Here is a 22389-nt window from a genome sequence, read left to right as displayed (position 1 = left end):
AGGATCACCACAGCATCCACGCGCGATCCCGGCGAGAGCGGGCTCACAAACCCAAGCGCAACGCCTCCCCCACCCCCGCCCCACGCAAATCGTCCACCGCGCTGACCAGAGCAAAGTTGTAGGCCCCATGCGACCAGTACCGCGCCTCCAGCTGCCCGTCCACGCGCTGCCCGTCCGGCATGCGCCGATAATGATCACCTGGTGAGCGCAGGAACAGGCTGATGCGCTGGCCCTTGCCATCCTCGAACACCAGCAATGCCGCCGGCCCCTGCTCGTTGCTTAGCAGGCGCGCGCCCACCGGTTTGAAGCCGTAGCCCGCCAGGTCCGGCAAGTGGCCAACGCGGCTGAAGTGGCGCCCCAGCCAGTCGCGCAACTGGCCTGGGTCGCTGGCCTGGATATCCAACGCCTGGCTACCGGCAAACAAGCGGTGCGCCTGGACGGCATCGGCCATCGGCAGCTCGGCACGCGCCAAGGTCGCATCGCGCACCTGCCAACCTCCCAGGCCACCTATGCCAAACGCCAGCAGCAGCACCGCCGCCGTAGCCCAGCGGCGCTGGCGGCGTTGGCGCACTTGCCTGCGCAACTGCCCCAGGTCCAGCTGCGCCGGCACTTCGCCAAACCCGGCCAGCGCCGTACGCAGGCGGCGGGCGTCGGCACGCCAACCCTCGACCTTGGCCGCAGCCTGCGGGTTGGCCGCCAGCCAGGCTTGAACCTCGGCCCGGCGCGCAGGCTCCAGGCGCTCGTCGACATAAGCGTGCAGTTCGTCTTCGCTGGGGATCAGGCGCGTCATTTCAGTCTCCGCAAGGCCGGGGGCTGGGGGCTGCCCTCGGTCAGTTCGCGCAAGGCATTGCGGGCGCGCGACAGGCGCGACATCACAGTGCCGATAGGGATGCCCAGGGCCTGGGCGGCCTCCTTGTAGCTCAAACCTTCAATGCTGACCAGCAGCAACAACGCACGCTGTTCTGCCGTGAGCCGGGCGAAAGCCTGCAGGTCGGCCTGGGCCAGGACAATGGCCTCGAGGTTGCCACCAACCGGCTCGTCATCGCGCTCGCCGCGGCCGAACCAGGACAGCCATCGCGCGTGCAGGCGCTCGCGGCGCTTTCCATCGAGGAACAGCCGATAAAGGATGGTGAACAGCCAGGCCCGCAGGGCATCGGCATCACGTTGCTGGTCGCGCCGGCTCAAGGCCCGCTCGACCGTGGCCTGTACCAGGTCGTCGGCGCTGCCCGGCTCGCGGGTCAGCCACACGGCAAAGCGGCGCAGGCGGGCCAGCAGCTCGCGCCACTGGTGGTCGTCCAGATCATGCATGGCAAGGTCCCGGCCTCTGGGGTTGTCAGTGTAAGAGGCAGACGCCTGCGAGGAAAATCTATTCCCGGCAAGGGAATAAGTTTTTCCCTGCGCCGTCGTACCGGCACCTTCACTGAACCGGACAATGACCATGAACTCACCCCTGCACGGCCCGGCCAAGGCCCTGCGCCTGGCCGCCATCGGCGTCGTGATGCTGGGCGCGGGCGCCGCCTTTGCCTATGCCGCCGGCTGGGTTGGCGATACCCGCCTGACCCCACAACGCATCATCGACACCTTCGAAGCCCAGGCCGGGCATTACCCGGGTTACCGTAAGAACCACGCCAAGGGCCTGTGCGTCAGCGGCTACTTCCAGCCCAGCGGGCAGGCCGTCAGCCTGTCCACGGCGCGGGCGTTCAGCCAGCCGCGGGTGCCAGTGATCGGCCGCTTCGCCATCGGCGGCGCCAACCCGTTCGCGCCGGATACCGGCATACCGGTGCGCAGCCTGGCCATCGAGTTGAGCACCGACGACGGGCAAGTCTGGCGTACCGGCATGAACAACCCGTCGGTGCTGGCGGTAAGCACGCCACAAGCCTTCTATGAACAGGTACTGGCGGGGGCACCCGACCCGGCCACCGGCAAACCGGACCCGGGCAAACTGCAGGCGTTTTTCGCCGCCCACCCGGAAAGCGCGGCGTTTCGCCAATGGGCGGCGGGGTACAAGCCCAGCAACAGCTTCGCCAGCACGCAGTACCACAGCATCAACGCCTTCCGCCTGATCGACGCAAGCGGCGCGTCCCACCCCGTGCGTTGGCAACTGGAGCCGCAGACAGCGTTTGCCGCCCTGCCTGCCCAAGTCGATGACAAACAGTTCCTGCAGCACGACCTGCAGCAACGGCTGGCCCAGGGCCCGCTGCGCTGGACGCTGCGCCTGGTACTGGCGGAACCCGGCGATGCAGTGGACGACCCTGCCAGCCCGTGGCCTGCCGACCGGCGCAGCGTGGACGCCGGCACGCTGGTACTGGAACAGGTCGACGGCCCCGAGCAAGGGGCCTGCCGCGACATCAACTTCGACCCGCTGATTCTACCCCGGGGCATCCAGGCCTCTGCCGACCCGATTCTCGCCGCCCGTTCAGCCGCCTACTCGGAATCCTTCAACCGCCGCAGCCGCGAATCGCTCGACACCGGAGCCCACCCATGAAAACCGACGCCTTCCACCCCCTCGCCCGCCTGTTGCACTGGCTGATGGCCGTGCTGATCCTGGCCATGTTGTTCATCGGTGTGAGCATGGTCGCCGACCTGTCGCCGCGCCACCCCGTGCTGATCGGGTTGCACAAGGCAACCGGCCTGGCCCTGCTGGTGCTGGTGCTGCTGCGCATCGCCGTTCGCCTGGCCCTGCCCCACCCAGCCCTGCCGCGCGACCTGCCTGCACTGCAACGCTGGGCCGCCGGGGCTTCGCACCTGGTGCTCTACGGACTGATGCTTGCCATGCCGCTGCTGGGCTGGGCCATGCTTTCGGCCGGTGGCTACCCCCGCCCGCTGGGCTTGCCGGCCATTGCCCCCCATGACCTGCAACTGTATGCAGTGCTGCGCCAGGCCCATGGCTGGGCTGGCTACTTGCTGTTCGCCACGGTGCTGGTGCATGTGGGTGCGGCCTTGATGCACGCGTGGGTGCGCCGCGATGGCGTGTTGCGTAGCATGTGGCCTGGCCCGCTGCGCCGCAGCCAATGACGCTCGGCAGCCCGGGGGCTCGACACCGATAACGATTCCCAACAAGATCGGCTTTCTATTTGCCGTACCGCCCTGGACTGCCCTATGAATGTCGCAAAGGATCCTGCCACACTCGCACCCGCCAGTACCCTGGACTTGCGCCCCCTGCTGCTGGCCAACATGGCCTGCACCATGTCGATGATGGCCTTCGTCGCCCTGATCGGCCCGATCGCCCGCCAGCTCGGCATGGCCACCTGGCAAGCCGGTGCCGCCGTGACCGTGGCGGGCGTGGTCTGGGTGCTGCTGGCCCGGCCTTGGGGGCGCGCCGCAGACCGTCTGGGCCGTCGGCGCATCCTGCTGCTGGGCAGCGCCGGCTTCACCCTGGCCTACTGGCTGCTGTGCCTGTTCGTAGAAGGTGCGCTGCGCTGGCTACCGGGGGCGACCCTGGCCTTCATCGGCCTGATGGTCGCGCGCGGCTGTATCGGCGCCTTCTATGCTGCCATCCCGGTGGGCTGCAATGCGCTGATCGCCGACCATGTCGAACCGCAACGCCGGGCCCGGGCCATGGCCTCGCTGGGGGCGGCCAACGCCGTCGGCCTGGTGGTGGGGCCGGCGCTGGCAGCGCTGCTGGCGCGGCATAGCCTGAGCCTGCCGTTCCATATCATGTCGCTGCTGCCGGCCAGTGCCTTTCTGGTCCTGCTGTTCACCCTGAAGCCGCAGGCGCTTCCGCACAGCCATGCTCCCAGCCCGGTGCGCCTGAACGACCCACGCCTGCGCCGGCCTTTGCTGGTGGCGTTCAGCGCCATGCTCAGCGTCACGGTATCGCAGATCATCGTCGGTTTCTTTGCCCTCGACCGCCTGCATTTGGGCCCTGCCGAGGCTGCCCAGGCTGCCGGCATCGCCCTGACCACGGTAGGCGTTGCACTGATCCTGGCGCAGATGCTGCTGCGCCAGCTGGAATGGCCGCCGTTGAAGATGATCCGGGTCGGCGCCACGGTTTCGGCCCTGGGCTTTGCCTGCGGCTCGCTGGCCACCACGGCGCCATGGCTTTGGGCTTGCTACTTTGTCGCGGCGGCGGGCATGGGCTTTGTCTTCCCGGCGTTTTCGGCGCTGGCGGCCAATGCCATGCACGCCTCCGAGCAAGGCGCCACGGCCGGGTCCATCGGTGCTGCCCAGGGCATGGGCGCAGTGATCGGGCCGCTGGCCGGCACCTTGGTTTATGCCGTCGATCCACGCTTGCCATTCCTGGCGGTGGCGGCGCTGTTGCTGCTGGTGGGGTCATGGCCGATGCCCCGCGATCAGCGGGCCTGAGAAGCACAGCGCGCAAGCGCGCAGAGTGTGTTTTAATGCGCATCGCTCATTATTATTGACACCTCTGATTACAAGGCGGCTATGGACACGGGGACGCGACTCAAACTGGTGCGTGAACGCAACAACCTCTCCCAACGGGAACTGGCCCGCCGCAGCGGGCTGACCAATTCGACGATCTCGCAGATCGAGCAGAATCGCGTCAGCCCTTCGGTCAGCTCCCTGAAAAAACTGCTCGAAGGCATTCCGATGAGCCTGGCGGAGTTCTTCAGTTTCGACGAGCCGGTGCGCGAAGAGCGCTACGTGTTCCGTGGCGGCGAGCAGCCAGATCTGGGCCGCAACGGCCTGCGCATGCTGCTGGTTGGCGCCAGTGTCGAAGGCCGGCAGATGCGCATGCTGCGTGAACTGTATGCACCGGGTGCCGATTCGGGCGAGCCGATCGTGCATGCCGAGGGTGAGGAGTGTGGCCTGGTCACACGCGGCACCGTCGAGTTGTGGGTCGATGGCCAGGTAAGCGTGCTCAACTCGGGCGACGGTTACTACATCCCCACTACCCTGCCGCACAGTTTCAAGAACATCGGCCCGGACGAGGCCGAAATCATCAGCGCCAACACCCCGGCGAACTTCTGACTGCTTTATGCATGGAGATGGCACCGGCTTTGCCGGTGTTCGCAGCTGAAGCCGCTCCCACAGGAAACGCGCCAACCCTGTGGGAGAGGCGCCTTCAGGTAAGGCTGTCGACACCCTGACGCAGGGCCTCTTCGACAAAGTCCAGGCGGTCCTGCCCGAAGAACATCTCGTCACCGACAAAACAGGTCGGCGCGCCGAACACCCCGCGCTCCACTGCAGCTTCGGTCGCGTGCCTGAGCGCGGCCTTCACCTCGTCATCACCCACCAGCGCGCGAAATGCCTGCGGGTCGAAGCCGCCCTGGCTCAGCGTGTCGTCGAGGACGGCGTTGTCGCCCAGGTTGCGGCGCTGCGCAAACAGACCATTGAACAGCACCGCCAGCAACGCATCGAACCGCTCCGGCGAACGCAGCTGGGTGCCCATTGCCCCGCGCATCAGGGTCAAGGTATTGACCGGGAACCCCGGCGGCAACCCGAACGGTACCCCGTAGCGCTCGGCGAAGCGCGCCAGGTCGGTGAACATGTAACGACCCTTGGCCGGGATCATCACCGGCGAAGCATTACCGGTAGCCTGGAAAACCCCACCCAGCAGCATCGGCCGGTAACGTAGCGTGGCACCCTGGCGGGCACACAGCCCAGGCAGTTGAGTCCAGGCCAGATAGCTGGCCGGGCTGCCCAGATCGAAAAAGAAGTCGACAGTCTTGTGCATGGTTACGGTCCTTGCTCGGTGAAAGGGGCTTACCAACGTTCCATCCAGGGGCGCAGGTCCAGCTCGAAGGTCCAGGCGTCGCGGGGCTGGGCATGCAGGAACCAGTAGCTGTCGGCGATGTGGGCCGGATCTAGGATGCCATCCTGGCCCTTGAGGGCGTAGCGCTCGGGGAATGTCTCACGGATGAAGGCGGTGTCGATGGCCCCGTCAACCACCACGTGGGCGACATGGATGTTCCGCGGCCCCAGCTCGCGCGCCATGCTCTGGGCCAGGGCGCGCAAGGCATGCTTGGCCCCGGCGAATGCCGCAAAGCCCGCCGCGCCACGAGTGCCAGCGGTGGCGCCGGTGAACAGTATGGTGCCACGCTCGCGCTGGACCATGCGCCGGGCCACCGCCTGGGCGGTGAGGAAACCGGCAAAACAGGCCATCTCCCAGATCTTGAAGTATTTGCGTGGGGTTTCCTCAAGAATGCTACAGGGCACATTGGCACCGATATTGAACACAAACGCTTCGATCGGGCCGATATCACGCTCGATGGTTTCGACCAGCGCCGCCACCTCCTCCTCCTTGCGCGCATCGGAGCCAAACCCGTGGGCCTGGCCGCCGGCAGCACGGATTTCGTCCAGCAGCGGCTGCAACTTGTCAGCCTGGCGCCGGGTAACACAGGCAATGTAGCCCTCGCGGGCAAAGCGCTTGGCGATCTCGCCGCCGGTAGCATCCCCCGCGCCAATCACGAGCACCACTTTTTGTTGTTCTGTCATGCCTGTCTCCATTGGTGAATGATCGTTTAGTAAACGAACGCTATGTTATGATCGCCGCCACCGTCAAGCCCGCCTGCAGAGGCAACTGAATGCGCTACACCAACGAACACAAGCAGCAAACCCGCGAGCGGCTGCTGGCCAGCAGCGGCGCGCTGGCCAAACGCGGGGGTTTTTCCAGCACCGGCGTAGCCGGGCTGATGAAGGCGATCGGCCTGACCGGCGGAGCCTTCTACAACCACTTCCCGTCCAAGGACGACCTGTTCACCGAGGTAGTGCGGCAGGAATTGTGCAACAGCCCGCTGGCGCGCCTGGCAAACCAGGGCGCCAGTCGCGAACGCCTGGGCCGTTGCCTGCAGCAGTACCTGAGCCTGGCCCACCTGCACAATGCCGAAGGTGGCTGCCCGCTGCCGCCATTGGGGGTGGAGATTGCCCGGGCCGAAGCACCCGTGCGCGCCGTGGCCGAGCATTGGCTGGTGGAGCTGCACCAGGCCTGGAGCGCGACCCTGGAAGACAGCGAATTGGCCTGGGTGCTGATCAGCCAGTGCGTCGGTGCCTTGCTGGTCGGGCGCATGCTGGCCACGGAAAGCGTGCAGTCGCAGGTACTGGAGGCCAGCCGCCACTTTGTCGAGAAGGCCCTGCATGAAGCGGATTAGTCTACTGCTGGGGCTACTGATGAGCTTGCCTGCACTCGCCGAACAGGCCTGCCCGCCAGGGCAATACCAGGTGTGCCTGATGGGATGTTTCTGTGCGCCCATCGACCCCGGCCAGGCCGGGCAGATTTTCAAGGACGTGGAAGTACTGGCTTCGTCCAGCCTGACCTTCGCCTTGCAGCAGGCCCGCGACGAAGCCACCGCCAGCGGCGTCGAGCCGATCCCGTTGCATATCCGTGCGCAACTCGAACCTTGGTACGACTTTGCCGTGCTCGACGCGGCGCGCTTCCGGGTGGGTGACGAACAGCAGATGAGCGCGGCCAATGCGCTGCTGCAGAACCCCGATGTGAACGCCGTGACGCTGATCGACACGATCATCTTCCGCCGCCCCGCCGACGCCGAGGACAACGTGGCGTTGTGGGCACATGAGCTCAAGCATGTGCAGCAGTATCAGCAGCTGGGTGTAGAAGAGTTCGCCCGGCGCTACACGCGCAACTACGACGACCTGGAAGCGCCGGCCTACAAGATCGAGGCCGAGGTAGGCAAGGCGCTGCGCGAGCGTGGTTCAGGGCAGGCCAGATAATTCCTGGTCATTGCGCGGTCGCCGTGTAGGAGCGGCCTTGTGTCGCGAAAGGGCTGCGCAGCAGCCCCTCGATTTCAGCTTGGAGCAAATATTGCCGGGGCCGCTTTGCGGCCCTTTCGCGACACAAGGCCGCTCCTACATGGCGACCGCATCAGTGGCCAAACCAGGTGTCAGGACGCCGCCGAAGCTTCTTCAGCCACCTGCTCACGGCTGGCATAACGTTGCGCCAGCACTGCACAGACCATCAGCTGAATCTGGTGGAACAGCATCAGCGGCAGGATCATCGCGCCAATGCCACTGCCGACGAACAGCACCTGCGCCATCGGCACCCCGGTAGCCAGGCTCTTCTTCGAACCGGCGAACAGGATGGTAATGCGGTCCTCCAGGTCAAAGCCCAGCAACTTGCCGAGCAGCCGTGTACCGTACAGCACCACTGCCAGCAAAAACCCGCACACGGCAAACAACCCGGCCAGGTGCTGCGGCGATACCGTGTGCCACAGCCCGGTGACCACCGCCTCGCTGAACGCGGTGTAGACCACCAGCAGGATCGAACCCTGGTCCACCACCTTGAGCCAGCGCGCATTGCGCTTGACCCAGGCACCGATCCAGCGCCGGGCGACCTGCCCGGCCACGAACGGCACCAGCAGCTGCAGGGTGATCTTCAGCACCGCATCCAGACCAGAACCAGTATCACCGCTGGCCCCCAGCAACATCATTACCAGCAACGGCGTGAGGAAGATACCCAGCAGGCTGGATGCCGCCGCACTGCAAATGGCCGCCGGAACGTTACCACGCGCCAGCGAAGTGAAGGCGATGGCCGACTGCACGGTAGCCGGCAAGGCACACAGGTAGAGCACGCCCAGGTAAAGTTCGTTGCCCACCAGCGGCACGAACAGTGGCTTGAACGCCAGACCCAGCAGCGGGAACAGCACGAAGGTGCAGGAGAACACCAGCAAGTGCAGGCGCCAGTGCCCCGCTCCGGCAATGATCGCCTCGCGCGACAGCTTGGCGCCGTGCAGGAAGAACAGCAGGCCGATGGCCAGGTTGGTCAGCCAACCAAAATACACTGCGCCGTCGCCCGAGCAAGGCAGCACGGTGGCAATCAGTACCACCCCGAGCAAGGCCAGGGTGAAATTGTCGAATAACATGCGCAAATACTTCATCACAGTTTCCGTCTTGTCATTGTGCAAGGGCAGACGATAAGGTCTTCGGTTTTTCGCCGCTAACGCCGGAACCCCCACCGGTGTCGCTCAACGGACACGCTCCAGCACAGGACCCGCTCATGCCCCTCTCCCGCCTGGCTGCACTTGCAGCCGCCATCACTCTCACCCTGGGCCACAGTGCCGCCCAGGCCGACGACCAGTTGCAGGCCAAGGTCGACCAGATCATCCGCCCGCTGATGCAGGAGCAAGGCATCACAGGCATGGCCGTGGCCATCTATGCTCGCAACCACGCGCACTACTTCAGCTATGGCGTGGCCAGCAAGGCAGACAATGTGCCGGTCAGCCGCGACACGCTGTTCGAGATCGGCTCGCTGAGCAAGACCTACACCGCCACTTTGGCCGCACTGGCCAGTGCCGAAGGCAAACTGGACCTCGATGCCCCGGCCAAGCGCTATCACCCTGCCCTCGCCGGCGCCCCCATCGGCGACGCAAGCGTGCTGGAGCTGGGCGCCTATAGTGCCGACTGCCTGCCGTTGCAGTTCCCGGATGCGGTGCAGACGCCGCAGCAGGTGGTCGATTTCTTCCGTCACTGGCAACCCCGCGCCAAACCCGGCACCCAGCGCTGCTACTCGAACCCCAGCCTGGGCTTGTTCGGTGACCTGGCCGCCCGCGCGCAGCATCAGCCGTTTTCCACGCTGATGAGCGAGGGCCTGCTGAAACAGATGGGCCTGGAAAACACCTATCTGCAGGTCCCGGCCAGCGCCCAGGGGTTGTATGCCCAGGGCTACGACAGTGCCGACAAGCCGGTGCGTGTCGGCCCCGGCCCTTACGCCGACGAAGCCTACGGCATCAAGACCAGCGCCAGCGACCTGCTGCGCTATGTACGCCTGCACATGCAGCCGGAGGGGCTGCCACCGGCGCTGGCACAAGCCACGGCCATCACCCAGCGGGGCTACTTCCAGGTCGGCGCCATGACCCAGGGCCTGGGCTGGGAGCGTTACCCCTACCCGGTCACGCTGGCCACACTGATCGATGGCAACGGCCCGCAGCTAATCCGTGAACCGCAGGCAACCACAAGCTTGCAACCAGCCCTGCCGCCGCTGCCGGCAGCCTGGTACAACAAGACCGGCTCGACCAATGGCTTCGGCGCCTACGCCGCGTTCGTGCCCGCCGAACAACTGGCCGTGGTGTTGCTGGCCAACCGAAACTACCCGAACGAAGCCCGGGTGCGCGCAGCCTTCGACATTCTCTCCGGGCTGTAGTGCGGGCAGCGATTGTCGAACAAAACGACACAATGTAGTGAGCAAAAATATTCACTACAAAATGGTTGACGCCGTTCATCGCCCTTGGGCATGATGAAGCCGTCTCCCTGATCGGGAGCGGTGGCAAGGGTGTTCCAGACGGCCTGCGCGGTAACGCAGGCCGTCCGTGGAGAGGGAAACTGTCCAAAAGGCAGCGTGAGAAAGCCCCTGTTGCGATGCTGCTGTAGCAGCCTTGGTAGTGCGCTACACCGTGGTAGCGCCAACTGCGAAAAATCACCTACGAATGGGTAATGGGGGCTTTATGATGAACTTGAACAACAATCCGACTATCGACCAATTGGCCCAGCTGTTCGCCGTACGCAAGGACAGCCTTGACGACCATCTGCTGTGGGTAAGCCAGACCGGTGAAGTGCGCCTCGACCGCCTGCCACCGAACACCGTCGAAGATGAATTCGAAGAGCACCTGCCCAGCATGCGTGCCCGCTTCAAGGTCTACCGCCGTGGCCAAGGCTACGTCGGCAAGAAGGCCGCCGCCGACACCGAGTTCGTTGGCCGCGTCCTGCAGACCCTGCAACAAGAATGGCCCGCTGCCCGTGAGCAGCAGGCAGTCAAGGTGATCGAACCGCTCAACTGAGGGTTCCCACCCTTACCTGAGCCCGGCCCGCATAGGCCGGGCTTTTTCATGCCTGGCGTCGCTGGCTGCGGTGCTCTGGCAGCGGCAAGGCGCCGGTTGCCATCGCCCGGGCACGGTCGACACCCCACACCAGGGCGCGGGTCATGGTCTCGCCTGGCCGTGCGGGGTAATACTCCTCCAGCAATGCTCGCCCATCCCCGGCATACAGCCCCAGGAACAGCTGGGTCGCCCCCAGGCGCGACAGGCGCACCTGCACGTCCAGCGTGGTGCCGTCACTGAGTGCTTCGTCGTGGCAGCGGCTGTGCAGCTGTGCGTCGGCCCATTGCCAATAGGTCTCTTCCCTGACTCGCATGAGCATTCAATCCTCCGTTGCTGGAATGCCGCGCAAGAAAACCACAGCCTTGGCCATCCTGCGAGCGCTACCCGGCAATGCCATGAGACGGATCAAGAAATGGCAATAAAAACCCCGCCATTCGGCGGGGTTGTGCTGGAGCGGGATCACTTCTTCAGCGGAACCCGCGGCATGAAGCGGCCTTTTTTGCTGCGCTGCAGGTGTGCAGGCTGGAGCTGTTCGGAATCATCCAGCGTCATGTGGGCGAAGCCCAGGCGAAATGCCGCCTGGCCGCAACGCACCTGGCTGTTGATGGGGAACGCGTCGTTCAGGTCTTCGAAAAAGGATTCGCTCATGCCCTGTCTCCCTCCAGTGGCGGACGCGCCGGCAACCAGAACAGTTGCTCCACCAAACGCGACCTGTGAAGGTGAGACTAGCTGGTCATTTGCGGACCGCCCGGACCTAAGCCCTGGACCCGACCAGCGGCAGACGCTCTACTTCAGGCGCACCGCTGTACCGGTAGCAAATACCACGACCATGCCGCCCTGTACCGACGGCATGCTGATCTCGAAATCCACACCCACTACCGCATCGGCTTGCAACTGGCGTGCCCGCGCCTTCAGTTCTTCGGTGGCCTGCTCCCGGGCTTGGCGCAGCGCGCTTTCCAGGGTTTGCGAACGCCCGCCGAAGAAGTCGCGAAAACGTGCAAAGAAATCGCGCACGAAATTGATGCCCTGCACCGATTCGGAGCTGACCACACCCAGGTATTCGGCAATCGGGCGGCCTTCGAGCTGGCTGGTGGTGGAAATGATCATGGGTGTGCTCCATTGGCCGGCAAAAGAGACCGATTCTAACAGAGCGCAAATCCACTCGCAGATATGCCGTCATTGTGGGAGCGGGCGTGCCCGCGAAGCAGGCACCGCGGTGGTTGGCACGGGCTTCGCCCGTGTTCGCGGGCAGGCCCGCTCCCGCAGGGATTGCGCTGGCTTGCGATTTTCAGTCGGGCAGTGGTTGAAGGATCAACTACGCGCTGACCGCGCGCAGCCGTTGGCCAATGCGGGCGCCAAACACGTTCACCAGCAACCCGGCCATCACCAGCAATGCGCCCCAGCCCTGGGTCGTGGTCAGACGCTCGCCCAGCAACAACGCCGACGAACTCAGGCCAATCACAGGCACCAGCAGCGAGAACGGCGCCACCTTGCCGGCCGGGTGGCGCGACAGCAACTTGCTCCACAGGCTGTAGCCGAGCATGGTGGCGACAAACGCCAGGTAAGCCAGGGCCAATACCGAACTCCAGCTGATATTGGCAATGGCGTGGCCGATGCGCTCCGGCCCCTCCAGCCACCAGGACAACGCAAGGAACGGCAGTGGCGGGATCAGCCCGCCCCAGATAACCAGCGCCACCAGGTCAACCGAGCCAAAGCGCCGGGTGATGATGTTGCCCATGCCCCACATGGCGCCGGCACACAGGGTCAGTACCAGCGCCAACATCGGTACATGGCCGCCGTCTTCGCTGCCGATAAGCGCCAGGCCGCTGGCGGCCACCAGCAGCCCCAGTACGCTGGCCAGGCGCAGCCGCTCGCCGAGGAACAACGCGGCGAAGCCGAGGGTGAAGAACGCCTGCGATTGCAGGATCAGCGAGGCCAGCCCTGGCGGCATGCCGCTGTACATGGCCTGGAACAGGAAAGCGAACTGGCCCAACGAAATGGTCGCGCCGTAGGCGATCAGCCAGCGCCAGGGCAACTTCGGCCGCTTGACCAGCAAGATCGCCGGGAATGCCACCAGCAAGAAACGCAATGCCCCCAGCAACATCGGCGGCAAGCCATCGAGGCCAACCTTGATGACCACGAAGTTGACTCCCCAGGCGACAATCACCACCAGGGCGATGAGCAGATCCTTGAGTGGCATTGCGACATCCTTCTTCAAGCTTTCTAGACATATTTCGTTACAGCATAAGGCTATTCCTTTGACAGGGACCAGCACAGTTGCGGCCCAGAGGTGCGCAACAGTGACTGTTATCGTGCAAGGGTTGCCGAGGTGATTGGTGGAGCGCGTCAGCTCCGGTATCCAGGTGCAACCTTTTCCAGCATCCGCAACAATGCCGCCCATGCCAGCTGCAACGCATCCGGATCCGCCAGTTCGCCCTGTTTCAACCCTCGTCCAGGCTCATTGAACTGCCGCTCGGTATGCGCGCACACTTCGGCCGGCGGCAAAATCACCTGCCCCGCACTCTGCGCCGCCAACTGGATCTCGCAGGCCTTTTCCAGGTAGTACATGCGCAGGAATGCTTCGGCCACGCTGCGCCCGGTGGTCAGCAGGCCATGGTTGCGCAGGATCATCACCGGCTTGTCGCCCAAGTCGGCTACCAGCCTTCGCTGCTCATCCATGTCCAGCGCAATCCCTTCATAGGCGTGGTATGCCACCTTGCCATAAAACTCCATGGACATCTGGTTGAGCGGTAGCAGCCCACATTCCAGCGCCGCGACCGCACAACCTGCCCGGGTGTGGGTGTGCAACACACAACGGGCATCCTCGCGGGCAGCATGGATGGCGCTGTGGATGACGAAACCGGCCGGATTGACCGGGTGCGGCGTCGCTTCAACCGGCCGGCCCTGCAGGTCGATCTTCACCAGGCTGGAGGCCGTGATCTCATCGAACAGCGAGCCGTACGGATTGATCAGGAAGTGGTGCTCCGGCCCCGGCAGGCGCAGGGAAATATGGGTGAAGATCAGGTCGCTCATGCGGAAGTGGGCGATCAGCCGATAGCAGGCGGCCAGCTCCTGGCGCAGGCTTTGTTCCGTTGTGGTCATCATCGTTATACCTTTGCAGTACGCTATTTGCTGGCCCACGCATTGAAGCGCTGTTCCAGCTCTTCGCCATGGTCGACCCAGAATTCCACATTCATCGCCAACGCCCCCTGCAGGTTCTGCGGCGAAGTAGGCACCCAGCTGGCCAGGGACGGGTCTAGCTTCGCCGCCGCCTGGGTGTTGGTCGGCCCATAGGGAATCTGCTGCACATAACGCACCTGGGTGTCCGGCTGGTTGGCGTAGGCAATCAGCCGCTTGGCCTGGTCGACATGCCGCGAGCCTTTGATGATCGCCCAGTAATCCATGCCATACAGGCTGCCAGGCCAGACCACCGCCAGCGGGCTGCCCTGCTGGGCCGCCACGGCGATGCGCCCGCTATAGGTCGAGGTCATCACCACATCTCCCGCCGCCAACCACTGGGCAGGTTGGGCGCCGGCGTCCCACCACTGGATATACGGCTTGAGCTCGCTGAGTTTGGCAAAGGCACGCTCGACCCCTGCCGGGGTGGCCAGTACCTGGTACACATCCTCGACCTTCACCCCATCTGCCATCAGGGCGAACTCCAGGTTGTACACCGCACGCTTGCGCAGGCCGCGCTTGCCAGGGTACTTGTTCACGTCCCAGAAGTCGGCCCACGACGCAGGCGCCTGGGCCAGCTTGCTGCGGTCATAGGCAATGGCCACGCTCCATACCAGCGCGGCCGAGCCACAGGCTTGTGCCGCGTCGGCAATCAGTTCACCCGCATGGCCCATGCGCTGCCAATCCAGCTGCTCGTAGATGCCCTCGTCGCAGCCACGCATCAGGTCAGGCCCTTCGATCTGCACCACATCCCAGTCGACATTGCCGGTGTCGGCCATTACCTGGATCCGTGCCATCTCGCCGTTGTACTCGCTCTGGATCAGCTTGCTGCCATCCTGGGCACTGAACGGTTTGAAGATCGCCTCGTCCTGAGCTTTCTGGCCGGCACCACCATAGCCGACCACGACCATCTGCGGTGCCGCTTGCGCACTGCCCAGGCCCATGGCCAGCAACGCTGCGCAAAAGCTGCTTACACGTGGGAATACCTGCATCGTAGTTGCCTCCTGCCGGTGCCCGAGGGGCCCGTTTTCTTGTTGTTGTGAGGTCACGCCCTCGCCACGAGGGTGAGAAAAACCTAGTCGCCGACCAGTAAAAAAACAAGTTGATTTTTTACTGGCGCTACACTTTCATAAAAAACAAGAACAACACCGCACCGGAGCCGCCTGTATGCAGACCGCCTTCCCTCACCTGTTCGAAGCCTTGCAGATCCGCGGCAAACGCTTGAAGAACCGCATCATGTCCACCGGCCACGACACCTGCCTGCCTACCGACAACCTGGTCAACGACAAGCTCATCGCCTACCAGCGCGCCCGCGCCGCCGGTGGCGTGGGCCTGATCGTGCTGCAGGTGGCCGGGGTGCATGACAGCGCTCGCTACACCTCGCATGTGCTGATGGCCACCGTCGATGCCTGCATCGACGGCTACCGCCAGCTTGCCGAGGCCTGCCATGAGCATGGCACCGTGGTGCTGTCACAACTGTTCCACCCCGGGCGGGAGATCATGGAGTCGGCGGACGGTTTGCTGGCGGTGGCCTACTCGGCGTCCGCGGTACCCAATGAACGCTTCCGGGTGATGCCGCGCGCACTGGACCAGGCGATGATCGACGAGATCGTCCAGGGCTATGCCAGCGCTGCCCGCCGCCTGCACCAGGCCGGGCTGGATGGCGTTGAAGTGGTGGCCAGCCATGGCTACCTGCCTGCGCAGTTCCTCAACCCGCGGGTAAACCAGCGCTCGGATGGCTACAACGGTGAGCTGGAGCAGCGCCTGCGGTTCCTGCGCGAAGTGCTGGCCGCCGTACGCGCGGCTACCGACGAACAGTTCATCATCGGCCTGCGCATCAGTGCCGACGAGCGCGACAGCCAAGGGCTGAGCGAGGATGAATCGCTGGCCGCAGCGGTTGCCTTGCAAGGCCAGCTCGACTACCTGCACATCGTTGCCGGGACGTCGGCGTCCCTCGGCGGCGCCGTGCATATCGTGCCGCCGATGGCTATTCAACCGGCCTACCTGGCCCGTGAGGCCGGCACCTTCAAACAACACCTGAGCATCCCGCTGTTCGTCACCGGGCGTATCAACCAGCCCCAGGAAGCCGAACTGATCCTGGCCCGTGGCCAGGCCGACGTCTGCGGCATGACCCGCGCGCTTATATGCGACCCGCAGATGCCCAACAAGACCGAGCATGGCCAGGTCGAGGACGTACGTGCCTGTATCGCCTGCAACCAGGCCTGCATCGGCCATTTCCACCGCGGCCTGCCCATTTCCTGCATCCAGCGACCAGAGACTGGCCGCGAGTTGCAGTACGAGCAACTGCCACCCACCACCCGCCCCAAGCGCATCCTCGTGGCCGGTGGCGGGCCCGCAGGCATGAAAGCCGCCGCCGTGGCCGCTGCGCGCGGGCATCAGGTCACGCTGTACGAGGCTGGCCCGCAGCTCGGTGGCCAGGTGCTGCTGGCCCAGTTGCTGCCACGGCGCAGCGAGTTCGGTGGCGCCAGCACCAACTTGCAACGGGAAATGGCCCTGGCGGGCGTGGAAGTGGTGCGCAACACCCGGGTCGACCGCGCACTGGTCGAACGGGAACGCCCCGACCTGGTGATCGCCGCCACCGGTGCCACCCCCTACTGGCCGGCCTTCGAGCGCACCGGTGATCTACAGGTGGTGGATGCCTGGCAAATACTGCGCAGTGAAGCAAAACCGGGCCGCTCGGTACTGGTGATCGACTGGCGCTGCGACTGGATCGGCCCCGGCATCGCCGAACGCCTGGTACGCGACGGCCACCAGGTGCGGCTGGCGGTCAATGGCACCCATTGCGGCGAAAGCCTACCGCTGTACGTGCGCGACCAACTGGCCGGCGAGCTGCATCGCCTGGGTATTCCCATCACACCGTATGCCCGCCTGTATGGCTGCGACGACAACACGGTGTACCTGCAGCACACCGCCAGCGGCGAACCGATGATCTTCGAAGGCATCGACACCCTGGTACTGTGCCAGGGCCATCAACCGGAAGACCGCCTGGCAACGGAGCTGGCCGGCCTGGTCGAGGTGCGCCGCATTGGCGACTGCCTGGCGCCGCGTACCGCCGAAGAAGCGATTCACGATGGCCTGACGGTTGCCTGGGCGCTCTGAGGCTGTACATACTGCGGCTTTTACGATGGACCGACGTGCATGAGCCAACTCCCCCAGCCCCCCGCCAGCGAAGCCGGGGGCGCCGCGCCGCAGTTTCTCGGCAGCCGCATTCGCGGCCTGCGCAAGCGCCGTGGCATGACCCTGGCGGAGCTGGCCGCGCACAGTGAGCTGACCGCCGGCTACATCAGCCAGCTGGAGCGCAACCTCTCCTATCCATCGATTCCGGCGCTGTTCAACATCGCCCGCAGCCTGGGGGTGACCATCCAGTGGTTCTTCGCCAGCGAAGCCATCACTGCGCCCGAAGACCAAGGCTATGTGGTACGACGCAACAGCCGCCTGAGCGTGCATTACGAAGACGGTATCGTCGATCAACTGCTCACGCCCCAGCCCAACCGTCAGCTGGAAATCCTGCATTCGCGCTTCCCTCCGGGCAGCTACAGCCAACAGAGCTACAGCCACGACGGTGAAGAGGCCGGCTACATCCTCAGCGGCAGCTTCGAGCTGTGGGTGGGCGAGCGGCATTTCCAGCTGGGTGAAGGGGACAGTTTCAGCTTCTCGAGCCAGGAACCGCACCGCTACGGCAACCCCGGTGAAGTCGATGCCGTGGTGATCTGGGTGATCACGCCGCCAACATTCTGAAGCATGCTCGCTCCCCAATATCCAGCAACAGGGTCTACCTTGTTAACCGAACTTTAGAGGAGCACAACCATGAAGCAGATCCTGATCATAGGCGCGGGCTTTGCCGGCCTGTGGAGCGCGCTCAGCGCCGCCCGCCAGCTTGACCTCCATGGCCGCAAGGATGTCGAGGTCACCTTGCTTGCACCCCAGGCCGAGCTGCATGTGCGCCCGCGCTTCTACGAACCCGACGTACATACCATGGCCGCGCCGTTGCAGGAGCTGTTCGATGCCGCCAACGTCCGCTTCGTGCAGGGCACGGCCTTTCATATAGATGAAGCGGCCCGCCGTGTGGGCTATCGCACCCGCAGCGGAACCCAATGCACCCTGCCCTACGACCGCCTGATCATGGCCTGCGGCAGCGTGCTCAACCGGCCCGACATGGTCGGCATCGAGCATCTGTTCGATGTCGACAAGCTCGACAGCGCCGCGCGCCTGGAGACCCACCTGAAGTCACTGGCCAACCTGCCCGACACACCGGCGCGCAATACCGTGGTGGTGGCCGGTGGTGGCTTTACCGGCATCGAGACCGCCACCGAATTGCCGGCCCGTCTACGCGAAATCCTCGGCGAGGACGCGGCGTTGCGCGTGGTGGTGGTCGACCGTGGGGCGAGGATTGGCGCGGCCCTGGGTGAAGGCATCCGCCCCGCCATCGAACAGGCCTCCGAGGCCCTGGGCGTGGAGTGGATCTGTGGCGCCACGGTAGCCTCGGTCGATTCTGCCGGCGTGGTGCTGGACAACGGCCAGCGCATCGACGCCAGCACGGTGATCTGGACCGTGGGCTTCAAGGCCAACCCGCTCACCGAACAGATCAGTGGCGAGCGCGACCGCCTGGGCCGCTTGCATGTCGATGGCAATCTCAAGGTGAAAGGCAATGATGCCGTGTACGCGGCGGGTGATGTGGCCTACGCCGCCTGCGACGAGGCTGGCAATCATGCGGTGATGTCCTGCCAGCATGCGATTCCGCTGGGGCGTCATGCGGGCAACAATGCGGCGGCCGAGCTGATTGGCGTGGCACCGAAGACTTACAGCCAGCCCAAGTACGTGACCTGCCTGGACCTTGGGGCCTGGGGGGCGGTGTATACCGAAGGGTGGGAACGCACGGTGTCGCCACCGGAGGACAAGGCCGAAGCCAAGGTTTTGAAGGCGCAGATCAATACCGTGTGGATCTATCCACCGGCGGCCGAACGTGCTGCGGCGCTGGCAGCGGCTGACCCGGCTATTCCAGTGGCCTGACACAAGGCCGCTCCTACATTCGATCGCGTACCTTCGATCAGGCAGCAGCAAACAGCTCGTTGGCAATCTGCGCCTGGGCAGCATCGATCGCCTGGCTGCGGTGCTCAGGGCCATAGGCCAGGCCATGGGCGCGGACGATTTCCAGGTCGGTGATACCGATGAAGCCCAGGAATACCTTGAGGAAGTCCTCATGCCCGGCGCCAGTCGGCTGGCCAGCGTGCAGGCCACCGGCGGTGGACACCAGCACTACCTTCTTGTTGCCACACAGGCCTTCCGGGCCGGCTTCGGTGTAGCGGAAAGTCTTGCCGGCGACGGCAACGCGGTCGATCCAGGCCTTGAGCTGGGTCGGCACGGTGAAGTTGTACATCGGCGCACCAATCACCACGGCATCGGCAGCCAGGAACTCTTCCAGGGTTTCCGCGCTCAGCTTGGCTTCGAAGGCCTGGGCTGCGTCGCGCATGTCTTCCGGGGTGCCAGCCGCTACCAGGGTTGCCGCGGAGAAGTGGGCGATGGCGTCAGCGGCCAGGTCGCGGTACACCACTTCCACGCTCGGGTCGGCGGCTTTCCAGGCTTCGACCACTTCACGGCTCAGTTGGCGGGAGGCGGAATTGTCGCCCAGGATGCTCGAATCGATGTGCAACAGTTTCATGGGATTCTCCTGTGAATGAAGACCGCGACATTGGGCGATCACGATGGGGAGAATCCTACCGACATCAACAATGGCTGATAAGGCAGCAAAAATGCGTTAGTTTGTCCTACTGGTGGAACAGTGAGACATTCCCATGCAAGACCTCAACGACCTTTTTTACTTCGCCCGAGTAGTCGAAGCCGGCGGTTTCGCCGCAGCGGGCCGCCAGCTGGGCATCCCCAAATCGCGCCTTTCGCGGCGTATCGCCGAGCTTGAAGAACGCCTGGGCACGCGCCTGCTGCAACGCACTACACGGCAACTGAAGCTCACCGCGGTGGGCGAGCGCTACCTGCACCACTGCCAGGCCATGCTGCTGGAAGCCGAAGCCGCCGACGAGGCCGTGGCCAGCATGAGCAGCGAACCGCGCGGGCGCTTGCGGGTGTCGTGCCCGGTGGCATTGGCCCACGCCTTTCTGCCGGATGTGATCAGCCGCTTTCTTGCGCAGTACCCGCTGGTGCAACTGGACATGGTGCTGCTCAACCGCCGGGTAGACCTCATTTCCGAAGGTATCGACGTGGCCCTGCGCGTACGCGACCTGGGCGATGAGGACCCGGCCCTGGTCACCCGCCGCCTGCGCCAGGCGCAGATGCAACTGGTTGCAGCGCCCGGTTTCGCCGATCACATCCGCGAACCGGGCCAACTGGCATCATTGCCGGTGCTGGGCGCTGCCGAGGCGGACCGGCTGGTACACTTCCGCCTGTTCGGCCCCCATGGCAAACAGCAGGAAATCGCCCTGGAACCGCGCCTCGCCATCGATGATTTCGTAGTACGTAATGCTGCTGTACGGGCAGGCCTCGGGTTTACCGCACTGCCCAGCATGTTCTGTGAAGAAGAACTGGCGCGCGGCGAACTGGTGCGCCTGCTGCCGGACTGGTCGCTGCCGGGTGGCTACCTGCAGGCGGTGTACCCGCACCGGCGCGGCTTGCTGCCGGCGGTACGGGTATGGATCGACCACCTGGCGGCGTCGTTCGAGGCCTGTGGAGAAAAGTATGTCTGAGCGAAACATGAGCGAAGCCCAGGTGGCAGCGTTCTGCCTGAGCCTGCCGGGTGCGCGGGAAGACTACAAATGGGGTGGCATCCGGGTGTTCTCCGTGGCAGGCAACAAGATGTTCGCGGTGCTCGACCTGGCGGGTGCGGGGTTGTCGTTCAAAGTGGCCGACGAACTGTTTCTTGGCTACTGCGACCGCCCGGGGGTGCGGCCTGCGCCGTATCTGGCACGGGCGCGGTGGATCAGCATGGCATCGCCCTACCCGCTGGGGCGTGATGAACTGTGTGATCTGTTGCAACGCTCGCACCAGCTGGTGGTGCGGCGGTTGCCAAAGCGGTTGCAGGTGGGGTTGGTAATCTAGCTAGCCTGTGCCGGCCTCTTCGCGGGCGTGCCCGCTCCCACAGGTTTTTCACTGCCTTCAAGACCAGTGGAATACCTGTGGGAGCGGGCACGCCCGCGAAGAGGCCGGCACAATCACATATCAACTGAAGGGCAAATACCGCCCGCCAAGAAACAGCCAGTCCGCCCAGAACACCTGGTGCACCAGCACAATCCCCCAGAACACCAGCTGGTACGACACCTTGCGGGTCTTGTGTCGATACAGCTGCTGCGCCAGCAGTGCCCCAGGCCAGCCGCCCAGCAGCTCACTGGCATGCAGCACCTTCTCGGGCGTACGCCAGGCCTGGGTACGCGCCTGCTGTTTGTCCTGCCAATACAGCAGCAGGCTGATCAGGCTCATTGCCGGGTACAACGCCAGCGGCCACCAGGCCTGGTCGACCCAGGCCATGCGCGCCGCGCCCAGGGCGGGCAGCAGGCACAGCAGGCCCAACAGCAGCAGCTTCAGGCGCACATTACGTACGCCCTCCACCCTTTGCCCCCGTGCCACCTCAGCCATGGGCCGTCGCCCAGTCAACCCAGCCGAACTGCCAGGTCGCCAGAATCAGCAGGCCAAAGGCAATGCGATACCAGGCGAACGCCGCGTAGCTGTGGTTGGCAATGAACTTGAGCAGGCCACGCACGGCGATCATGGCAAAGATGAACGAAGTCACGAAGCCAATGGCAAATACCGGCAGGTCACTAGGCTGGAACAGGTCGCGGTACTTGTAGCCCGAATACACTGCCGCACCGACCATGGTCGGCATCGCCAGGAAGAACGAGAACTCGGTCGCTGCCTTGCGCGACAGGCCGAACAGCAGGCCACCGATGATGGTCGAACCGGAGCGCGAAGTGCCCGGGATCATCGCCAGGCACTGGATGAAGCCGATCTTCAGCGCGTGGCTCCAGCGCATGTCGTCCACGTGGTCCACCTCCACACGGTGCTCGCGACGCTCGGCCCAGAGCATGATCACCCCGCCCACCACCAACGCAGCCGCCACGGTGATCGGGTTGAACAGATATTCGTGGATCAGGTCGGCGAACAGCACGCCCAGCACCACTGCCGGCAGGAACGCCAGCAAAAGGTTACCGGTGAAACGCCGCGCCTTGGGCTGGCTGGTCAAGCCGAAGACCACGTCGAAGATCTTGCCGCGGAATTCCCACACCACCGCCAGGATCGCCGCCAGCTGAATGATGATGTTGAAAGCCATGGCCCGTTCGCCACCAAACCCGATCAGGTCGGCGACGATGATCTGGTGACCGGTACTGGAGATTGGCAGAAACTCCGTCAGCCCTTCGACCACGCCTAAGATGATTGCCTGGAAGGCAGTCCAAAAATCCATCGTTCCCCCGATGGAGCACTGCTCGTTGCAGGCCCCTTGTTCTTGATTTGCTTGAAA

Annotated in this window: 27 protein-coding genes; 13 read left to right on the top strand and 14 right to left on the bottom strand. The window is 64.5% G+C overall.

The window, feature by feature from the left end; genetic code table 11:
• Nucleotides 1-43: 43 nt before the first annotated feature.
• Both ACLCGK_RS29730 and ACLCGK_RS29725 read right to left on the bottom strand, forming a co-directional pair.
• The gene (locus ACLCGK_RS29730; protein ID WP_247847651.1) at nucleotides 44-790 is read right to left on the bottom strand and encodes an anti-sigma factor family protein; all 747 of its coding nucleotides are present in this window, start codon (nucleotides 788-790) and stop codon (nucleotides 44-46) included.
• A complete protein-coding gene (locus tag ACLCGK_RS29725) occupies nucleotides 787-1308 on the bottom strand; it encodes a sigma-70 family RNA polymerase sigma factor (protein ID WP_013972484.1) in 522 nt (173 codons plus the stop codon). Before ACLCGK_RS29725 ends, ACLCGK_RS29730 begins: the two co-directional genes overlap by 4 nt.
• A gap of 124 nt (nucleotides 1309-1432) precedes the next feature.
• Between ACLCGK_RS29725 and ACLCGK_RS29720 the strand changes: the two genes are divergently transcribed.
• From ACLCGK_RS29720 to ACLCGK_RS29705, 4 genes are all read left to right on the top strand, one after another.
• Nucleotides 1433-2485, top strand: a complete 1053-nt coding sequence (locus ACLCGK_RS29720) for a catalase family peroxidase (RefSeq protein WP_410952831.1) — start codon at nucleotides 1433-1435, stop codon at nucleotides 2483-2485.
• Nucleotides 2482-3015, top strand: coding sequence for a cytochrome b (locus ACLCGK_RS29715; RefSeq protein WP_015270187.1), 534 nt, complete (start codon nucleotides 2482-2484; stop codon nucleotides 3013-3015). The genes ACLCGK_RS29720 and ACLCGK_RS29715 overlap by 4 nt, the downstream gene beginning before the upstream one ends.
• Nucleotides 3016-3099: 84 nt before the next feature.
• Nucleotides 3100-4305: an MFS transporter gene (locus ACLCGK_RS29710; protein ID WP_041506054.1), complete on the top strand. Its 1206-nt coding sequence runs from the start codon at nucleotides 3100-3102 to the stop codon at nucleotides 4303-4305.
• Nucleotides 4306-4386: 81 nt separating this feature from the next.
• Entirely contained in the window at nucleotides 4387-4932 is a 546-nt protein-coding gene (locus ACLCGK_RS29705; protein ID WP_003248033.1) for a cupin domain-containing protein, read from the top strand.
• A 94-nt stretch (nucleotides 4933-5026) separates the two neighbouring features.
• Here the strand turns inward: ACLCGK_RS29705 and ACLCGK_RS29700 are convergent, their stop codons facing one another.
• Complete coding sequence (locus tag ACLCGK_RS29700; protein WP_410952832.1) at nucleotides 5027-5638, bottom strand: 2-hydroxychromene-2-carboxylate isomerase; 612 nt, start codon at nucleotides 5636-5638, stop codon at nucleotides 5027-5029.
• 29 nt (nucleotides 5639-5667) lie between these two features.
• Complete coding sequence (locus ACLCGK_RS29695) at nucleotides 5668-6399, bottom strand: SDR family oxidoreductase (RefSeq protein WP_410952833.1); 732 nt, start codon at nucleotides 6397-6399, stop codon at nucleotides 5668-5670.
• A gap of 89 nt (nucleotides 6400-6488) precedes the next feature.
• On the opposite strand from ACLCGK_RS29695, the gene ACLCGK_RS29690 reads away from it, so the two are divergent.
• Entirely contained in the window at nucleotides 6489-7052 is a 564-nt protein-coding gene (locus ACLCGK_RS29690) for a TetR/AcrR family transcriptional regulator (RefSeq protein WP_410952834.1), read from the top strand.
• Nucleotides 7039-7632, top strand: a complete 594-nt coding sequence (locus ACLCGK_RS29685) for a DUF4157 domain-containing protein (RefSeq protein WP_410952835.1) — start codon at nucleotides 7039-7041, stop codon at nucleotides 7630-7632. The genes ACLCGK_RS29690 and ACLCGK_RS29685 overlap by 14 nt, the downstream gene beginning before the upstream one ends.
• Nucleotides 7633-7802: 170 nt before the next feature.
• Here the strand turns inward: ACLCGK_RS29685 and ACLCGK_RS29680 are convergent, their stop codons facing one another.
• Nucleotides 7803-8795, bottom strand: a complete 993-nt coding sequence (locus tag ACLCGK_RS29680) for a bile acid:sodium symporter family protein (protein ID WP_182328813.1) — start codon at nucleotides 8793-8795, stop codon at nucleotides 7803-7805.
• Between the two features lie 119 nt (nucleotides 8796-8914).
• Between ACLCGK_RS29680 and ampC the strand changes: the two genes are divergently transcribed.
• Nucleotides 8915-10057, top strand: a complete 1143-nt coding sequence (ampC, locus tag ACLCGK_RS29675) for a class C beta-lactamase (RefSeq protein ID WP_410952836.1) — start codon at nucleotides 8915-8917, stop codon at nucleotides 10055-10057.
• A gap of 301 nt (nucleotides 10058-10358) precedes the next feature.
• Entirely contained in the window at nucleotides 10359-10691 is a 333-nt protein-coding gene (locus tag ACLCGK_RS29670) for a hypothetical protein (RefSeq protein ID WP_003253895.1), read from the top strand.
• Nucleotides 10692-10737: 46 nt separating this feature from the next.
• Here ACLCGK_RS29670 and ACLCGK_RS29665 read toward each other — a convergent pair whose 3' ends face one another.
• The 6 genes from ACLCGK_RS29665 to ACLCGK_RS29640 all read right to left on the bottom strand — a co-directional run bounded on the left by ACLCGK_RS29665 (nucleotide 10738) and on the right by ACLCGK_RS29640 (nucleotide 14899).
• Entirely contained in the window at nucleotides 10738-11049 is a 312-nt protein-coding gene (locus ACLCGK_RS29665) for a hypothetical protein (protein WP_085704872.1), read from the bottom strand.
• 140 nt (nucleotides 11050-11189) lie between these two features.
• Nucleotides 11190-11378 (bottom strand): hypothetical protein, encoded by a 189-nt coding sequence (locus ACLCGK_RS29660; protein WP_003253897.1) that lies wholly within the window; start codon nucleotides 11376-11378, stop codon nucleotides 11190-11192.
• 138 nt (nucleotides 11379-11516) lie between these two features.
• The gene (locus ACLCGK_RS29655) at nucleotides 11517-11837 is read right to left on the bottom strand and encodes a YbjQ family protein (RefSeq protein ID WP_015270179.1); all 321 of its coding nucleotides are present in this window, start codon (nucleotides 11835-11837) and stop codon (nucleotides 11517-11519) included.
• 208 nt (nucleotides 11838-12045) lie between these two features.
• On the bottom strand, nucleotides 12046-12930 hold the full coding sequence (locus tag ACLCGK_RS29650; protein WP_410952837.1) for an EamA family transporter: 885 nt from the start codon (nucleotides 12928-12930) through the stop codon (nucleotides 12046-12048).
• A 146-nt stretch (nucleotides 12931-13076) separates the two neighbouring features.
• Nucleotides 13077-13832, bottom strand: a complete 756-nt coding sequence (locus tag ACLCGK_RS29645; protein ID WP_410952843.1) for a class II aldolase/adducin family protein — start codon at nucleotides 13830-13832, stop codon at nucleotides 13077-13079.
• A 23-nt stretch (nucleotides 13833-13855) separates the two neighbouring features.
• Complete coding sequence (locus ACLCGK_RS29640; protein ID WP_410952838.1) at nucleotides 13856-14899, bottom strand: ABC transporter substrate-binding protein; 1044 nt, start codon at nucleotides 14897-14899, stop codon at nucleotides 13856-13858.
• A gap of 175 nt (nucleotides 14900-15074) precedes the next feature.
• Here ACLCGK_RS29640 and ACLCGK_RS29635 point away from each other — a divergent pair, with 175 nt between their 5' ends.
• From ACLCGK_RS29635 to ACLCGK_RS29625, 3 genes are all read left to right on the top strand, one after another.
• Nucleotides 15075-17027, top strand: a complete 1953-nt coding sequence (locus ACLCGK_RS29635) for an FAD-dependent oxidoreductase (RefSeq protein WP_410952839.1) — start codon at nucleotides 15075-15077, stop codon at nucleotides 17025-17027.
• Nucleotides 17028-17066: 39 nt separating this feature from the next.
• Nucleotides 17067-17666, top strand: coding sequence for a helix-turn-helix domain-containing protein (locus ACLCGK_RS29630; RefSeq protein WP_015270174.1), 600 nt, complete (start codon nucleotides 17067-17069; stop codon nucleotides 17664-17666).
• 69 nt (nucleotides 17667-17735) lie between these two features.
• Complete coding sequence (locus ACLCGK_RS29625; RefSeq protein ID WP_410952840.1) at nucleotides 17736-18938, top strand: NAD(P)/FAD-dependent oxidoreductase; 1203 nt, start codon at nucleotides 17736-17738, stop codon at nucleotides 18936-18938.
• 37 nt (nucleotides 18939-18975) lie between these two features.
• Here the strand turns inward: ACLCGK_RS29625 and ACLCGK_RS29620 are convergent, their stop codons facing one another.
• The gene (locus tag ACLCGK_RS29620) at nucleotides 18976-19587 is read right to left on the bottom strand and encodes an FMN-dependent NADH-azoreductase (protein WP_003258995.1); all 612 of its coding nucleotides are present in this window, start codon (nucleotides 19585-19587) and stop codon (nucleotides 18976-18978) included.
• A 133-nt stretch (nucleotides 19588-19720) separates the two neighbouring features.
• Here ACLCGK_RS29620 and ACLCGK_RS29615 point away from each other — a divergent pair, with 133 nt between their 5' ends.
• Nucleotides 19721-20623, top strand: a complete 903-nt coding sequence (locus tag ACLCGK_RS29615) for a LysR substrate-binding domain-containing protein (protein WP_013972466.1) — start codon at nucleotides 19721-19723, stop codon at nucleotides 20621-20623.
• Nucleotides 20616-20975, top strand: coding sequence for an MmcQ/YjbR family DNA-binding protein (locus tag ACLCGK_RS29610; RefSeq protein WP_410952841.1), 360 nt, complete (start codon nucleotides 20616-20618; stop codon nucleotides 20973-20975). The genes ACLCGK_RS29615 and ACLCGK_RS29610 overlap by 8 nt, the downstream gene beginning before the upstream one ends.
• 120 nt (nucleotides 20976-21095) lie before the next feature.
• Here ACLCGK_RS29610 and ACLCGK_RS29605 read toward each other — a convergent pair whose 3' ends face one another.
• Nucleotides 21096-21509: a DUF1294 domain-containing protein gene (locus tag ACLCGK_RS29605; protein WP_023660800.1), complete on the bottom strand. Its 414-nt coding sequence runs from the start codon at nucleotides 21507-21509 to the stop codon at nucleotides 21096-21098.
• A complete protein-coding gene (locus tag ACLCGK_RS29600; protein WP_410952842.1) occupies nucleotides 21502-22332 on the bottom strand; it encodes an undecaprenyl-diphosphate phosphatase in 831 nt (276 codons plus the stop codon). The genes ACLCGK_RS29605 and ACLCGK_RS29600 overlap by 8 nt, the downstream gene beginning before the upstream one ends.
• Between the last annotated feature and the right edge of the window lie 57 nt (nucleotides 22333-22389).

The organism is Pseudomonas sp. S1(2024) (assembly GCF_046557535.1).
This window is presented reverse-complemented; position numbering and strand designations above follow the sequence as displayed.